The following is a 17,278-nucleotide window of genomic DNA, read 5'->3' on the forward strand; positions in this document are numbered from 1 at the left end:
CAAAAAATACGCTTTTAATGAAAGCCTCTTTTTACCGAGACAAACAAGAAAGTTGAAAATGGATTATGTCAGTGTAAATTGGTCTAAAACACACGGAAGTGCAAGCACAGGAAAGTCCAAACCAATTACTATTTAAAAAGGAGAAACGAATAATTAACAAGCTGTAGCATATAATAATTAGGTAGCTAAAATTCGGAAACTTGCCGATAAAGGGAGATAAAAAATCAATCAAAATAACTACTTTTATCCACCAAGCTGAACAGTCAGCTGCAACAATTCTACATGTTATGCAAAAAATCATCTTCTATTTCGCACTCTTACTTTTATTAATTGGTTGCGGAAACGACCAAAGTAATACGGCACAAATTATAGTAGATCCAGGGTTTAGTAATTATGTCAACGCCTTTACTTCAGGGGTAATGTCTAATAGCGATAATATTAAAGTAGTTTTAATTCAACCTGATCAAAATGCAAAACCTGGAGAGCCATTGGCTCAAAACCTATTTTCTTTTAGTCCAGAAATAGAAGGACAAGCCTATTGGTTAGACCAACAAACCATTGAATTCAGGCCCAATAAAAAATTAAAATCAGGTCAACAATACAAAGCTACATTTCATTTAGGAGAGCTAATGACCGTTTCAGAAAACTATCGAGAAATGCTGTTTAGTTTTATGATAATACACCAAAATTTATCTGTTGATTTTCAAGGCATAAAACCAACCGACTTAACAGACTTCACCAAGCAAGAAATATTTGGCACCGTTAGAACTAGTGATGTGGTGATACCCGCCGATTTAGAAGCTTGTTTTACTGCCAAGCAAGGTGGGAAAATATTGAATATTGTATGGACACACGGCAATAATAAAACACATGGTTATACCATTACAAATGTAAAAAGAGGTAAAAAAGAACAGTTTATTGATTTATTATGGAATGGAAAAGCTATCGGCGTCTCAGTAAAAGCGGATAAATCCATCCGTATGCCTCCTTTAGACGAATTTTCAGTATTGCAAGCTACGACAGTTCGAGAGCCAGGATTACATTTTTCCATCCAATTTTCGGATCCGATAGACCAAAAACAAGATTTAACGGGCTTAATTCACTTAGCTTCAGGACATGAAATGCGGTTATCCATCATTCAAAATGAAATAAAAGCCTATCCAGTTGGTAAACTCGATAGCGAAGAAATAATTATTGTCAGTCAGAATATTCGTAATAGCAAAGGAAATAAATTAATTTCCAACTATGAAAAGGTGGTCGAATTTAACTTAGAGAAGCCAGCATTGGAATTAATTGGAGAAGGAGTTATTATGCCATCTAATGGTGAAATTAATTTTCCATTTAAGACTATCAATCTGAAAGCCGTAAATATTAGAATCCTCCAAGTTTTTGAAAATAACATCACCCAATTCTTCCAAGACAACCAGCATAGCGGATCATCCAACATTACTAGAGTTGGAAGAATGGTTTATGATGGTACTGTGGATTTAGTTTCAGACCAAGCCATTGATTATGGAGTTTGGAATAATTTCAAAGTCGATTTAAACCGATTTATTGAACCTGAACCAGGCGCTATTTATCGGGTAATGATGTCTTTTGAACGCTATCAATCTCTATACCCTTGTGGAGATAGTACAGGTATTGCAAGTCCAATGAAGCGCAGAGATTTAAATTTTGATTCCAATGAATATTATTTTGATGCCAATAATTGGTTTGAAGGTTGGTCGGAATATGAAGACCGAGAAAATCCGTGTTCAGATTCTTATTATAAATATTACGAACGTCAAGTCAGTAGAAATGTGATGGCCAGTAATTTTGGCATCATGGCTAAAGAGGGAGCTGACCATGAATTTGATGTCGTGGTTACCGATTTAAGGTCAACTGATGCGATAGGCGGCGTAACGGTGGAAGCTTATAATTTTCAAAACCAATTGGTAGCAACAAATAGCACCAATGAAAAGGGAATGGTTCGTTTTAAGGCCCACCAAAAACCTTATTTATTAATGGCCAAGAAAGGAAATCAAAGGGGATATTTAAGAGTAGACAATAGTTCTGCTTTGTCATTAAGCCTTTATGAGGTTGGCGGTTCAGAGGTAAAGCAAGGAATAAAAGGGTATATCTATGGCGAACGTGGTGTATGGCGTCCAGGCGACTCCCTTTTTATGACTTTTATTTTAGAAGACAAATTGAAAACCTTGCCTGAAACCCATCCTGTTGTCATGGAATTATACGATCCAATGGGTAAATTAACCGATAAAAAGGTTGCAATTACGGGGGTAAAAGGAATGTACAGTTTTAAGTTTAACACAACTGAAAAATCACCCACTGGCACCTGGAGAGTAAAAGCAATAGTTGGTAATTCTGAATTTGAACATGCGGTGAAAATAGAAACGATAAAACCCAATAGAATTAAGATTGATTTGAATTTACCCAAAGTCATTTCAGGCGACCAAACCATCAGTACCACAGTAAGTGCTAAATGGTTATATGGCGCACCTGGCGCGCAACTTAAAACAAGGGTAGAAATGGAAGTGGCAAATATGAAAACTGCTTTCAAAGGTTACGAAAACTATCAGTTTGACGATCGTTCTAATCAATTTGAGATGGATGAACCTGTGGTAAGTGAGGCATACACATCAAACACTGGTGAAGTAAAACTAAATTTTGATTGGAGAAAACCTAGCAAATCTCCAGGCATGCTGAAGATGAAATTTAAAACGAAAGTATTTGAAAAAGGTGGAGATTTTAGCGAGGATTACCTCTCAACTAAATACTCCCCTTACGCGAGTTATGTAGGTATAAAATTACCTGGAGGAGGCAATTGGAGAAATGCTTTGAGTACAGAAGATAGTCATGGTATTTCCTTGGTTTCAGTGGATGAACAGGGAAACCCAATGAGTAGAAAAGTGAAAATTGAACTTTATAAGGTATCTTATAACTGGTGGTGGGAAGGTGATGGAGCAGATGAATTAACACGTTACATCAACCGCAGATCTAGCGATTTAATTATGTCGGATTATTTTAGCATCACCAAAGGCAAAGGTATTTACGATCTTAACTTCCCTGAGCGAGGTTGGGGTAAATATATGCTTCGAATTGTTGATCCAGTATCAGGACATAGTGCCATGGAAGAATTTTATGCGGATTACGCTGGCTGGTATAGCGATATGGATGGAAATACAGAAGCTGCTTCTATGTTAAACTTAGAGTTAGATAAAGAAGCTTATAATGTGGGAGAAAAAGCGACAATTACCGTACCTTCTGGAGGGATTGGCAAATTATACGTCACCATTGAAAAAGGCGACCATGTAATAGATCAATTTTGGGTAGATGCCAAGGAAGGTAGCACCAAGTTTGAAGTACCTACAAATACTGAAATGGCACCAAATGTTTATGTAAGTGTAGTTTTAATTCAACCACATGGGCAAGATAAAAATTCATTACCTATTAGAATGTACGGTGTTGTTCCTTTGCAGGTCAGTGACCCACAGACACATTTAAACCCAGTAATAGTTTGTCCAAACACGGTACAACCGGAAACTAATTTCAAGGTAAAAGTTAAAGAAAAAAATGGTCAAAAAATGGCATATACTTTAGCTATTGTAGATGAAGGCTTATTGTCATTAACCCGTTTTAAAACCCCCAATGCTTGGTCGACATTTTATGCCAAGGAAGCTTTAGGCATAAGAAGTTGGGATATGTATAAATATGTAATGAGCGCCCAAACAGGTAAAATGACTGCATTATTGGCTGTAGGAGGTGATGAAGGTTTAGTATACAAAGCAGATGCTACTGCCAATCGTTTTAAATCTGTCATAAAATACCTCGGACCATTTTATTTAGAGGCAGGTTCTGAAAAAAGCCACAGTATTAAAATACCAAATTACATTGGTGCTGTTCGGGTGATGGTTGTTGCAGCACATGAAGGCGCTTATGGCGCTACAGAACAAGAAGTTCAGGTCAAAAAACCACTGATGGTGCAAGCCACTATGCCTAGAGTATTAGGCCCTTCAGAAAAAGTGACAATTCCGGTAAACGTAATCTCCATGCGTAAAAGTATTAAAAATGTAAAAGTAAAGGTAAGTACCAATGATTTATTGATTGCAGCAGGAAGTAAAGAACAAACGGTAACCTTTAAAAATACAGGAGACAAAACAATTTATTTCGATTTTAATGTCGCAAGAAAATTAGGTGTTGCCAAATTTAAAGTAAGTGTTAGTTCGGGTAAAGAAACAGCCTTTGAAGAGATTGAAATATTAGTTCGTCCTTCAAATCCTGTAGTGGAGTCTTCAGAATTTTCCATGGTCAACACAAATAGTGACTGGCAACATAAATACAAATCCTATGGTATTAGTGGTACTAATACAGCAAAATTACAAATTTCACAAATCCCGGATTTAAATTTAGAAAAGCAAATTGGCTATTTAATTCGTTACCCACATGGCTGTATTGAGCAAACTACCTCAGCCGTATTCCCACAATTATACTTAGGCTCGTTTGTCAATTTAACCAAAGTTGAAAAAGAGAAAATAGATGAAAATATTTTAGCGGCTTTAGCAAAATATAGAAATTTCCAAAATACCAGAGGTGGTTTTTCTTATTGGCCAGATGGCAATTCATCTGCTTCAGAATGGGGAACCAATTATGCAGGACATTTTATATTAGAAGCCAAAAACAAAGGATATGAAATTCCAGTAGGCATGCTTAAAGCTTGGATTAAATTTCAAAAAGGTGCGGCTTCTCAATGGAATAGAAATACCTATTTCAACTGGGGAAGATACCAAGGTGACCTTTCTCAAGCCTATCGATTATACACTTTAGCTTTGGCAGAATCGCCGGATATAGGGGCTATGAATCGTTTAAAGAGTGATCCTCGATTAAGCAATGCTGCGGCATGGCGTTTGGCGGCAGCATATGCCATTATTGGTAGAGAAAAAGCAGCCGCAGAATTAGCCAATCGGGATTATACCGTTACCCCCTATCGTGACATGGGGTATTCCTATGGCTCCGACTTAAGAGACCGTGCTATGATATTGGAAACCATGCTCTACCTTAAAGATTACAACCGTGCTGGCGAGTTAGTTTTAGACCTAGCAAAAGAGTTGAATACAGGGTGGCACAGTACACAAGCGAGGTCATTTGCATTACTGGCAATCGGAAAAAGTATAGGCTCCAATAAAGGTTCAAAAAAAATAAACTGTAGCGTTATTATCAACGGAAAAACACAGTCCATCAGTTCGGAATTACCCATGTATCAGATTGAACTATTACCCAAGCAATTAAATGCAGGAGATATTTCAGTAAAAAATAATGGGGATGGCGCTTTATTTGTAAGCTTTACCCAAGCTGGTATTCCCACTGAAAATAAAATTGAAAGTGAGGAAAAAGACATACACATGACAGTCAATTACGTAGACATGAAAGGACAGGTACTGGATATTAAACGTTTACAACAAGGGCAAGATTTTAAAGCAATTGTCACCGTTAGTCACCCAGGTATTCGAAAAGCTTACCAAGAAGTAGCATTAAGTCAAATTTTTCCTTCAGGTTGGCAAATCATTAACAGTAGGATAAATGACGATTTTGAAGGTAATGGGCAGTTAGATTACCAAGATTTTAGAGATGACCGCGTTTATTCTTATTTTAGTTTGAATCCACGAAAATCAGTGACGATTGAAATTAAATTGAATGCCACTTTCTTAGGACGTTTTTATCAACCAGCTGTATTTTGCGCGCCAATGTATGACGAAAGAATTTCATCTATTAAAGCAGGTGGATGGGTTGAAGTGGTAAAAAAATGAAAATATCAAAAGTAAACAAACGAAAACTGATTGGCTTTGCTTTGTTCAGTTTGATTTTTTATTGGTGTTTTCCCAAGCAGTTATTTAATGACCCCTATGCTACAATTTTAAATGATGCAGATGGGCAATTACTATCTGCTAAAATTGCCAAAGATGGGCAATGGCGGTTTCCGGAATTAGACAGTGTACCGAAAGCTTTAGCCGATTGTATCCTTTATTTTGAAGATGAATACTTTTATGCGCATCCAGGAGTAAATCCTGTTTCCATGTTTCGTGCCATCCAACAAAATATAGCTTCAGGAAAAACCATTAGTGGTGGCAGCACTATCACCATGCAAGTATTGCGGATGTCTCGCCACAACCCTAAACGTACCTATTGGGAAAAATTTAAAGAAATATTTTTAGCCATCCGAATGGAATTCAGTTATTCCAAGTCTGAAATACTAAACATGTACGTTTCCCATGCTCCTTATGGGGGAAATGTAGTTGGCGCTGAAGCCGCCGCTTGGCGATATTTTAACCGACCATTAAGCAGGCTTTCGTGGGCAGAATATGCTACTTTAGCTGTTTTACCAAATGCACCCGCTTTAATTCGTCCTGGTAAAAACAGTGCCGCTTTAAAAGCAAAACGCAATCGACTCCTAAAAAAATTAATGGAACATCAAGTCATTGATTCCACTACTTATACCCTATCCTTACTAGAGGCTTTACCTACAAAACCAAATGACTTACCTAGCAATGCTTATCATTTATTAGAATATATTTCCCGCAAGGGGCAGGCCGGAAAAAGGATTGAATCCACTATTGACGGTACACTTCAGTTACAGGTGAGTGCTAGTTTAAACGCTTATGTACAGCACCTACAAGAAAACAGCGTAAATAATGCGTGTGCCATGGTCATTGATTTAGAAACAGCCAATGTGAAAGCATATGTCGGCAATGCAAATTTTGCTGGTGCAAACGCTGCTTATGTTGATTTAATACAGGCGAGAAGAAGCTCAGGCAGCATACTAAAGCCCTTTTTATATGCCAATGCCATTCAAGAAGGACGCATACATCCCTCTACCCTATTAAAAGATGTTCCAGTTTCCATTAATGGGTTTTCCCCATCCAATTTTAATAAAGAATACGAAGGCGTAGTGAGGGCTGAAAAAGCATTGGCGCGATCATTAAATGTCCCAGCGACAAATTTATTAAAATCGTATGGCATGGTCAGGTTTTACGAACAATTAAAAGCCCTTGGCTTTACCACCATTGATCGTTCAGCGGACAATTATGGTTTAACTTTAATATTAGGAGGGGCAGAAGTATCCCTTTGGGAAGTCGCAAAAACTTACGCCAATCAAGCCAGGAAATTAAATGCATTTTTCACAGAAGAAAAAGAGCTAAAAACGGGACTGCGTTTAATCGATTCAGAACGACTAACCAAAACAGCACTTACTTATGATTATGGTACATGGTGGCTAATTTCAAAAGCATTACAAGAAGTACAAAGACCAGGTATTGAAGGCGGGTGGAAAAAGTATTCTTCTTCTCGAAAAGTAGCTTGGAAAACCGGAACCAGTTTTGGTTTTAGAGATGCTTGGGCGGTTGGCTATGATGCAAAATATTTGGTCGCTGTTTGGGTTGGAAACGCCCAAGGTGAAGGTCGACCTGGTTTAACGGGTGTTTCAACAGCAGCCCCATTGATGTTTAATATTTTTCAAAGATTACCGGAACAAAGCTGGTTTGAAAGCCCTGAATCGAACCTGAAGTACATTCATTTATGTGCGACTTCTGGTCTTGCTCCCTCGCCCAATTGTCCAACAGTGCAAGTAACAGCCCCGTTACAGAGTAAGATGCCCTCCTCATGTACATATCACCAAGTAATTCATCTCAATTCCGCTTTTCAAAGAGTATTTAAAGGTTGTGTTAAGGATTCAGAAATTACAGATAGTACATGGTTCGTCCTATCTCCAATAGTAAGTTATTACTATAAAAAAAGCCATCCCAACTACGACAATCTCCCTCCGTATTCAAAACATTGTTTGCAAGGCGATTCAGAAGGCTTAGCGATTATATATCCACAAGATCAAACCGAAGTAATAATTCCAAAAAATTTCGACCAAACTTATGAAAAAATAATTGTAGAAGCCACACACCACAATGCAAACGCGCAATTATTTTGGCATTTAGACAATACTTATGTAGGCAAAACAAAAGGCAACCATGCATTGGCATTAGACATAAAGCCGGGGCTTCATCACTTGTCCATAATCGATTCCCAAGGAAATAAAATAAGCATTCAGTTTAAGGGACATTAACTATTTATCCAAACCTAAGCTTCTATAGACATGTGAATAATAGCATCCCCTTTATTTACAATAGGAGCCTCGTTGATACAAAAAACATACCCATTTGAAGGCGCCTTTATGGTTTTTTCAAAAAAGCCAAATGGATCAGAAATACTGCCAATCACTTCCCCTTTTTTGTACATTTTTCCAAGAATTGCGTTACTACGAAACATCCCCGAGTAACCAGCCCTAATCCATTTCGAATTTTCGATTAATTTAGGAGTAACGCTATGTTCAACTGCTCTTTCATTTAACTCATTTGAAAAATCTCTAATGCCTAAATGCTGCATGACATTTAAAGCGCCATTTACGCCAGCATTGGTAATTGAATCATTTAAATGTAAGGATTTACCTCCTTCAAATAACAAGACCTTTTTACCTAAACTAATTGCGGCATCCCTATAGGATTTTTCTCTTCTTTTAGATTGGATAATAAAAGGAGCACCAAAAACCTTTGCCAAAGTCAAACTTTCTTCATCTCCTTCGTTGATACGGATTTGTGGTGCATTAAATCGGTCAGCACCACCAGTATGAAAATCCAAGCAATAATCTGCATGTGGTACAATTTCCTTCATTAAATGGTAAGCAAAAATACTTGCCAAGGATCCTCTTTTTGACCCTGGAAAAACCCTATTTAAGTCTCTACCATCCGGAAATTGACGGGTTTGATTTAAGAAGCCAAAAATATTAATTACGGGAATACAAATCACCATCCCTTTTTGTGGCTTATGGTATCCATTAGCGACAATTTTTCTAACAATTTCAACCCCATTAATTTCATCTCCATGAATTCCCCCTGTGATTAAGATAGTTGGCCCTGGTACTTTTGCACGTTCAATAATGATGGGCACCTCTATCTTAGTCCCTGTGTGAAGTTTGGCAATATCCAGGTTTAAATGTAATCCTTTTCCTGACAAAACATCCTTCCCTAGGACCTCTACATTAGTGGTCTGCATTTCGTTCCACATATTTAATAATTTGGGTAGCAATATCTTTACCAGTCGCAGATTCAATCCCTTCCAACCCTGGAGAAGAGTTCACTTCCAAAATCAACGGTCCACGTTCAGATTGCAGCATATCTACACCTGCTATTCCAAGTCCCATTACTTTTGCGGCCTTTAATGCTGCATTTTCTTCTTCATCTGTCAACTTTACAATATCTGCAGACCCACCACGGTGTAAATTGGATCTAAACTCGCCTTCTTTTCCTTGTCTTTTCATGGCACCTACTACTACGCCATCAATAATAAATGCGCGAAGGTCAGCCCCTTTTGCTTCTTTAATAAATTCTTGCACAATTACACGGGCTTGTAGACCATTAAAAGCCTCTAAAATGGATTCCGCAGAATTTCTATTATCTGCCAATACCACACCTAAACCTTGTGTTCCTTCTAATAATTTTATTACCAAAGGTGCACCACCAACCTTATCTACGATATTGCTTACATTTTTAGAATAATTACTAAATACTGTTTTTGGTAAATCAAGTCCGGCTCTTGCCAATATTTGAAGACTTCTTAACTTATCTCTTGAACGCACTAAAGCTTGAGATTCAGTAGCAGTAAATATTTTCATCATTTCAAATTGGCGTACCACGGCGGTCCCAAAAAAGGTAACAGAAGCGCCAATTCTTGGAATTACAGCATCTATACCTGATATTTCCTCGTCTTTATAAATAACAATCGGACGTTTCTTTTCAATAACAAGGTCACATTTTGTATGGTCAATAATGATCATTTCATGCCCTTTCTTTTCCCCTGCTTCAATAATTCTTTGGGTAGAATAAAGATTAGCGTTAGCAGATAAGATAGCAAATTTCATATTTTATTATTTTTTATTTTTTTAAAACTCTATACAGTAAAGCGGAAATACACAACTACTCTATATACGGTATGGTTACAATATAGGATGTTTGTGCTTGCGAATGTATATAATAAAAAGAAATGTAGTCCTTTTTATTTTTTTCTTCACATAGACTTTTTAAAAATAAAAAAGAAATTGGGGCTGCCTTTTGCCATTAAAAATTACGTCACCACAGACAACAAGCTTACCATACACGCAATAAAAATGTATTAAAACAACTAAAAGGGGATTTTGCCACTACTTATTCTTTCCATTCCCCTTATAAAATGAATTAATTTGTCGCTTTGAGCAAGGCTTTTTTATCTTCCAATAAACTTGCATAAAATTCCCGTTGCTGGAAAAATTCTAGCAATGAAATAATTTTTTCTTTTTTATACCGATTAATTAAAATAAACGAAGTGGTTAAATGGGGACTTAACTCCTTGAAGTCAATCCAAAACAGTATACGCTCCCCCATTATATTACCGTTTTGGTCTTTATTCCCTATCACTGGCGCTATGGCTTCCATTTTTTTATCTACCACTTTCCCATTTTTATCATAGGTCCATATTTCCCGTATTTTATACTTAATGATATCCTTATCCTGAAACCATTTAAATTCACTTTGAGGATACACAGCCATAGCAAAACCATCCGTTTCATCAATAATTAAAGAATCTTCATCAGGATAAACCATACTTTTTAAGGGCATTGCGAAGGGATCAATAAATTCTGTCGCCAAATAATAATGCTTCAACCAATCCAAATACGACCAATCATTAGACGCCTCCCCTTCGTTAATATACTTTTCTTTTGTGATTGGATACTTTAAAAAGCCATAGTCTTTTTCGTCCGTATCCACTGGATTAACAGCAGAATAAAGAGTTAAATCTCCTTGAACAATATGACATACCATAATGTTCCATAAATTCCAATTAATTGCTGTTTGCTGTTGATCAAATAAAACTGGATTTAAATTTTTAGTCTTCTTATCCAATCCAGGAATATTTTCATTATAGGGATAAAACAAAGGATGATTAATACCTTGGTCTACCGCAATACTGCTCCAAACATGTTTCGTAAACTTTTTACTGTCTTCCGACACACGACTTAAAACATCCCATTTATTCAAATTTAATGGCAACTCAACAGCAAACAAATTACCATTTACCCCCATCATTAAAAATAGTACCAATCTAATTTTATTCCTCATAACTCACCTTTTTAAACCATTTATATACTTGTTTATCATCACGAACTACAAGACCTTATGGGTTATTATATTTACACCCGAATTTCTATTCCACCAGCGGAATTAAAAACGTTACACCCTTAAATATAAGCATTTAAAATGAGTTTGATTAATAGTTCAGATAAAAAGGTTATAATCCCTTGTCATTTAACAGGACAAATTACTGGCTTAAAAGGGATTCCACAAAAGAGATTAATTTCTTTTTTTTAAGAGAGAGTTTTTCAAGGGCCGCAGAATAATTTTTCTTTATTTTTTCATCTTTTAGCCGTGGGATAAAATCAAGTAATTCATGGTGAATGAATAGGCCTATTTTAATAATTGGGAATGCCAAAATAAATAATAACAAACCGTATCCCCAGGCTTGAGACCAGACGCCTATGGCAAGATAAGCAATAATCATCCAAAGCATAAAGATACCCATACCGGACAAAAAAATTAGTGTCCCTTTAAAGGAAGGGTTCAATTTTTCGGATTCGTATGCTGTATCAATCTTATCGGCCAAATACCTATTGAATATAAATTTTGAGAATAAAAATGGCAGCGCAAAAGCAAGAATAAACAGAAGATAAAAAGGACTGAGCAATAATAAAATAGACAGCTTTTTAAAGTATGAAAAAGGCCTGTCAAATTGCGCCGATAGGCCATAATTTTTTAAATCATTTTGAAAGGAAGCTAAATCTTTTTTAAAAGCCAAAAAATCTTGATTATTCTTTTGATTGGCAATTTTGTACGCTATCTTTTGTTTCGTCTCAAAGGAAGGCGACTCCCACAAGGCAATAACCGCCTCAAATAATACTTTATCCTCACCAGGTTTAATAGAAACAATGGTACTCTCCATGCCTTCCTGAATTTTATCTGTCATAGACTTTGAAAGAGACAATAGCTCATCTTTTGAGGCCCCTTCCACATCTATTGAATCGAAATCAATCGGTTTACCCACTTTTATGGTCACCGAACCATAAAATTCATTTGGATGGGAATAATTGACACCAATAGGGATAATTAACAAAGGTTCTTTAGATGCGGGATGTCCTTCATAATCCAACTTCATTCTCGCCGTACCCGTTTTTAGTTCCCGAATATACGAACAAGTCACACTGGTTCCTTCAGGAAAAATGAGGATTCGTTTTCCTTCGTTCAAACTTTTTGTACAAGCTTCAAACATCCTATGGTTACTCTTCTTTTTCGATTTTTCAATCCATGGGCGAAATACTGGAATCATGTTGAATTGAGACCGGAAAATCCAATTTTTAATCCCATTACCAAACCATTCTGCAGCTGCAATAACTGAGTTCTCCTTTAATTTTTGTTGCAATTACAATAGGATCCATTACCGCACTCGGGTGATTTGAAACAAAGATAACTGGCCCTTTTTTAGGTAAACTGTCTTTGTCAATAAATTCAATTTTTTTAAAAAAGATGGATAATGAAAACCCAACGAGGTACTTAAAGAATTGGTAAAACATAGAGAAATTTGATGAACAATCTAATTTACGAAGCTATTCATTTAAATGAATTATCACAGGTAATGCCTAGTAATATTCCTGTCGACCATAAACAAACACTGCGCATCAGTGATACCAATATGCTTCACCTGCACTTTCCATGAGATGTTTATTTTTTCAAAAAACTTTATACCGAATAAATTAAAATCCTACAAGTACTATCCATGACTTTTGTATTGGCACAACAAAAGTCACGGAACATGTTAGTTACTTATTTTCAATATTTTTTATAAAAATATTCTTGGTCAATAAACGCTTCATTTAACTTGGCAGTAGCTTCATTCGCTCGCAGCTCTACCCTTCTAATTTTACCACTAATTGTTTTTGGTAGTAATGCTGGAAACTCAATAATTCTAGGGACTTTATATTTTGCCAACCTTTCCTCACAAAAGGAGAATATTTCCTTAGCTACTTCTTCGCTTGGACTAACCCCTTCTTTTAGCATCACAAAAGCTTTTACAGAATACCCTCTTAAAGGGTGCGGACTTGCGACAACTGCAGATTCCAAAATATAATCGTGTTCAATTAAAACACTTTCCACTTCAAAAGGTCCAATTCTATATGCTGAAGCTTTGATTACATCATCATCTCTACCGATAAACCAAATATATCCATCTTCATCTTTATAGGCTTTGTCTCCGGTATAATAAAGGTTATGCTTAAATGAATTCAACGTTTTTTCTTGGTCATCTAGGTATTCTAAAAATATGCCATTATTTTTTTTACCTGTCATTTTCACACAAATAATACCTTCTTCTAATGCTGGTACTTCTGTTCCAGATTCATCAAAAATTCCAATATCGTATAAAAATGTACTTTTACCCATAGAGCCGGGTTTTAACTTTTGACCTAAGATGTTCCCCACTAAAGCGGTCGTTTCAGTTTGACCATAACCATCTCTAATAAGTACACCTGTTCCGTTTTCCCATTTACTAATCACATCAGGATTCAGTGGCTCACCGGCAGCACAGCAAGAACGAAGACTCAAATTGAACTCGCTAATATTTTCTTGAATAAACATTCTATACACCGTTGGAGAACCGCAGAAGGTACTCACTTTAAGCGTTTCCATGGTCTGTAATTGTTCTTTCGGATCAAATCGATCTACCTGATTGGCTAAGATAGTTGCCCCAGCATTCCAAGGTGCAAAAAGACTACTCCAAACAAATTTTGCCCAACCTGGTGAAGAGATATTATAGTGCACATCCCCCCTTTGGCAGCCCAACCAAGTTAAAGTAGATAAATGGCCGACTGGGTAGGTAAAATGGGTATGGACTACAATTTTAGGCAGACCAGTTGTTCCTGAGGTAAAAAAGTACACCAAAGGATCATCCGATTTGGTCTTTGCAGCCTCGCAAACTAAAGCTTCCTTCAGAATTTCATCAAAACTCAACCAACCCTCTTTTTTACCGCCAACAATAATTTTAAGCTTAATTTTTTTACCCAATAACGTTTCCGCATTATCGATAACTGCTGCATAATCGTGGTGCGCTATCATGACATTTGGCAATAACGTTTCAAAACGATACAATAGGTCTTTATCTACTAAATTAGTAGCAGTCGGCATATTAATAAACCCTCCTTTTATTCCAGCCAATAAAGCAAACCAGTTTTCAGGAATAAGGGGCAACATAGTGTAGACCACTTCTCCGGATTTTACGCCATAATTTCGCAGTAGGTTTAGCAATTGATTACTTCTGTCGTAAATGGTTTGAAAAGTAAATTCTTTTTGTGTCTCCTTGTATTTCCAAATGAGCGCATTTGTATCACCATAATGCTGGACATTTAAAGGATAAAATATATCTTCCACCCAATTAAAATATGCTGGTTTTGGTGGGTTAAAAGTAGATAAATCGGCTATTTCACCTGCTTCTATTTTTTGATTTACTTTTTGATAAAACTCTAATAATTCCATGTTTATTTTATTAAACAGGTCCCCTTTCGAGACAAAAGAAAAAGGCATTCCTGTTGTGATTATTTTATACTTATTCTAGGTGATAAATTTCCATCACATTTTTCATTATTTTAGAAAAATCAATTTTCAGATCGATTAGTTTTCCAGAATGAATGTCAAAAACCCAACCGTGAACAGTCAATCCTCTATCTCGAAATGCCCTTTGCACTTCAGCTGTTTTTATAACGTTAATACACTGTTCTTGTACATTCAACTCAACCAGCCTATTGTATCGTAAATTTTCATCCTTTATTTTACTTAATTCTATTCTATGGGTACGATAAACATCACGAATATTTCTTAACCAAGGATTGAGTATTCCTAAATCTTTTGACTCCATGGCAGCCTTTACACCGCCACAATAATAATGACCGCAAACTACCACATGATTTACTTTTAAGTGTAATACCGCATAATCTATCACCGACATGGCACTTAAGTCGGTATTGGGAACCATATTGGCTATATTTCTATGTATAAAAGCTTCTCCAGGGGCAACTCCCATCAACTCTTCCGCCGTCACTCGACTATCTGAGCAGCCAATATATAGGATATCGGGATTTTGTCCCTTAGAAAGGTTATTAAAATAATTGGTATCTCTTTTTAATTTACCGTCTACCCATTTTTGATTATTTGTAAAAATACGTTTTATATCCATTTTGTTTTTTATTGTTAATTCCCGTTAAAAGCAACTTACCCCCAAGAAATTCTTGTTCTAGTTTTTTTATTGGTGATTTTTTTAGCCCTTATCTCTCCTTTATTTTTTATTCATCAATCGGAAATAAAAACAACTTAATATGTTTTCAGTTTTAGTCAAATTAATAGTTTAATAGTGGTAAGGTGTACTTGTCTTTTCTTCTACTTTTTCCTTTCTAGGAGAACCAGTAAAATAGCCATTAGTAAAATGTATTTCCTGAATCATTTCATCAAATTCTCCCCCTAGCTCAATAGACAAATTCCTTGTCACCATTTCGCTTTTAAAGATATACATTTGAAAAATGTAATCCCCCCTAAGAAAGGCCTTTTTAACATTTTTTACATAACCCCACCCCATCTATGTAAATATAATAATATTCCAAATTCAAACTCTTTAATCTATTGAAATAAAACAAGTTCTTAAATTATTAAAGAATTTAAAACAAATTGAGTCTTACCATACTATACTGTATTGGTCCAAAATAAAATCAGTGAAAAAATGTAATTTCTGCACAGTAAAAGGCGACCATATATTTTATTTTTATATAAAGGTTTCATCTTATTTTTCAATTTGAACAGCTTACCTAATACACCAACAAAAACTAAGCAAGTTAACGCCACGCATTACCGCAACAAATTTAAAACCTTACAAAACCGATTCCCCGAAATAACCTTCGGTTAAATCATTCCATAGATAACACCATAAAAGTCATGTAAAATACTGTAAAAAGTACATGAATATTTGTAAATTGCATAACCTAATCAAGCACACATTTTATCTAGACTGTGGACCCGTGTAAAAGCAGTGGACTTATCAAAAACTGGGGATGCAGCGCCTTTATTTGATACATGTGCGAGAAGTGTGTAATAAATTACTATTATAAAACTTGACTAAAATGAAATTGAACACAAAAAATTTAAAAGCCATTCAGGACTTATACCCAGATGAATTGGCACACTGTTATGGTTGTGGAAAAATGAATCCAAATGGATTTCATTTAAAATCATACATGGTCGATAATGAAACAATAGCACATTTTACGCCCGAACCTAAATATACCGCTTTACCTGGGAGTGTTTACGGTGGTTTATTAGCATCCATATTAGACTGTCATGGAACAGGTTCTGCAGCTGCCTTTGTTTGTGAAAATGAAAACATTCCATTAGATGGCAGCATAAACATACCCATTAGATGTGTTACCGCCTCTTTAAAAGTAGACTTTAAGGCACCTACCCAAATGGGAGTAGCATTGGAATTAAAAGGAAAGCTGCGTAGTATTGAAGGTCGAAAAATATGGGTAGACATGACCCTTTCAGCCAATGGCACAATATGCGCCAGTGGTGAAATATTAGCCATTAGATTAAAAGATTAACCATACAAAAAGGTGGTATCCTATTCCTCTACGGTTATAGTAGCCATAAGCTGCTAAGCTTTTTTGCGCGCGGACATAGTCTGACTGCAACAATCATTACTTGTTTTATCACAAGAGGTAACACCACCCCATACGACTAACAAATTGGATTTGAAATAAATCCAAAATACTTAGCCGCAAAAGATAAACAAACAATGACTACCTGCTAGTTATTGGGATAACTAACCCATTTATCCAAATGGAAACCTATCTTATGGTCTGGACAATAATAGAAATTACAAATTTTCTAACCAAGCCAGAAGCCAAAATAACCATAAGTCTTTCTCCTTATTTTAACTTTTTCATTGATTTAAATCTACATGTCACTTAACCAATAGAGGGGTTACAGAAGGGAATATTTAAACTTTCGATTTAAATAGATAAGGTAATCTTTTCCCTATTGGAAATAACCAACATAAAATTTACGTAATCAACTACCCTTTAAGCCATAATTTAAGGAACATGAAAACGTTGTAAAAACCA

Annotated in this window: 11 protein-coding genes; 4 read left to right on the top strand and 7 right to left on the bottom strand. The window is 36.0% G+C overall.

Translation table 11 applies throughout. The features are described 5' to 3' along the window. The first annotated feature begins 200 nt into the window (after nt 1–200). Both DNU06_RS05405 and pbpC read left to right on the top strand, forming a co-directional pair. Nucleotides 201–5,801 carry an alpha-2-macroglobulin family protein gene (locus tag DNU06_RS05405; protein ID WP_111062207.1) on the top strand — a complete coding sequence of 1,867 codons (5,601 nt, stop codon included), beginning with the start codon at nt 201–203 and terminating at the stop codon, nt 5,799–5,801. Beyond that, nucleotides 5,798–8,104: a penicillin-binding protein 1C gene (gene pbpC, locus DNU06_RS05410; RefSeq protein WP_111062208.1), complete on the top strand. Its 2,307-nt coding sequence runs from the start codon at nt 5,798–5,800 to the stop codon at nt 8,102–8,104. The genes DNU06_RS05405 and pbpC overlap by 4 nt, the downstream gene beginning before the upstream one ends. A gap of 14 nt (nt 8,105–8,118) precedes the next feature. Here pbpC and DNU06_RS05415 read toward each other — a convergent pair whose 3' ends face one another. The 4 genes from DNU06_RS05415 to DNU06_RS05430 form a co-directional block, all read right to left on the bottom strand. Continuing rightward, complete coding sequence (locus DNU06_RS05415; protein WP_233502960.1) at nt 8,119–9,102, bottom strand: succinylglutamate desuccinylase/aspartoacylase family protein; 984 nt, start codon at nt 9,100–9,102, stop codon at nt 8,119–8,121. Continuing rightward, nucleotides 9,077–9,955: a 30S ribosomal protein S6--L-glutamate ligase gene (gene rimK / locus DNU06_RS05420; RefSeq protein ID WP_111062209.1), complete on the bottom strand. Its 879-nt coding sequence runs from the start codon at nt 9,953–9,955 to the stop codon at nt 9,077–9,079. The genes DNU06_RS05415 and rimK overlap by 26 nt, the downstream gene beginning before the upstream one ends. Before the next feature lie 313 nt (nt 9,956–10,268). After that, nucleotides 10,269–11,189 (bottom strand): hypothetical protein, encoded by a 921-nt coding sequence (locus tag DNU06_RS05425; protein WP_146239158.1) that lies wholly within the window; start codon nt 11,187–11,189, stop codon nt 10,269–10,271. 199 nt (nt 11,190–11,388) lie between these two features. Then, nucleotides 11,389–12,543, bottom strand: coding sequence for a 1-acyl-sn-glycerol-3-phosphate acyltransferase (locus DNU06_RS05430; RefSeq protein ID WP_111062211.1), 1,155 nt, complete (start codon nt 12,541–12,543; stop codon nt 11,389–11,391). A gap of 162 nt (nt 12,544–12,705) precedes the next feature. Here DNU06_RS05430 and DNU06_RS18090 point away from each other — a divergent pair, with 162 nt between their 5' ends. Beyond that, entirely contained in the window at nt 12,706–12,837 is a 132-nt protein-coding gene (locus DNU06_RS18090) for a hypothetical protein (RefSeq protein ID WP_262510040.1), read from the top strand. Nucleotides 12,838–12,950: 113 nt separating this feature from the next. Here the strand turns inward: DNU06_RS18090 and DNU06_RS05435 are convergent, their stop codons facing one another. The 3 genes from DNU06_RS05435 to DNU06_RS17800 all read right to left on the bottom strand — a co-directional run bounded on the left by DNU06_RS05435 (nt 12,951) and on the right by DNU06_RS17800 (nt 15,678). Continuing rightward, nucleotides 12,951–14,648, bottom strand: coding sequence for an acyl-CoA synthetase (locus DNU06_RS05435; RefSeq protein WP_111062212.1), 1,698 nt, complete (start codon nt 14,646–14,648; stop codon nt 12,951–12,953). Nucleotides 14,649–14,718: 70 nt separating this feature from the next. Then, nucleotides 14,719–15,345 carry a carbonic anhydrase gene (locus DNU06_RS05440; RefSeq protein ID WP_111062213.1) on the bottom strand — a complete coding sequence of 209 codons (627 nt, stop codon included), beginning with the start codon at nt 15,343–15,345 and terminating at the stop codon, nt 14,719–14,721. A 168-nt stretch (nt 15,346–15,513) separates the two neighbouring features. Beyond that, a complete protein-coding gene (locus tag DNU06_RS17800; RefSeq protein WP_158526824.1) occupies nt 15,514–15,678 on the bottom strand; it encodes a hypothetical protein in 165 nt (54 codons plus the stop codon). Between the two features lie 601 nt (nt 15,679–16,279). Between DNU06_RS17800 and DNU06_RS05450 the strand changes: the two genes are divergently transcribed. Continuing rightward, a complete protein-coding gene (locus DNU06_RS05450; protein ID WP_111062215.1) occupies nt 16,280–16,756 on the top strand; it encodes a PaaI family thioesterase in 477 nt (158 codons plus the stop codon). Nucleotides 16,757–17,278: the final 522 nt, after the last annotated feature.

It is taken from the genome of Putridiphycobacter roseus, from assembly GCF_003234935.1.
Lineage (GTDB): Bacteria > Bacteroidota > Bacteroidia > Flavobacteriales_D > Crocinitomicaceae > Putridiphycobacter > Putridiphycobacter roseus.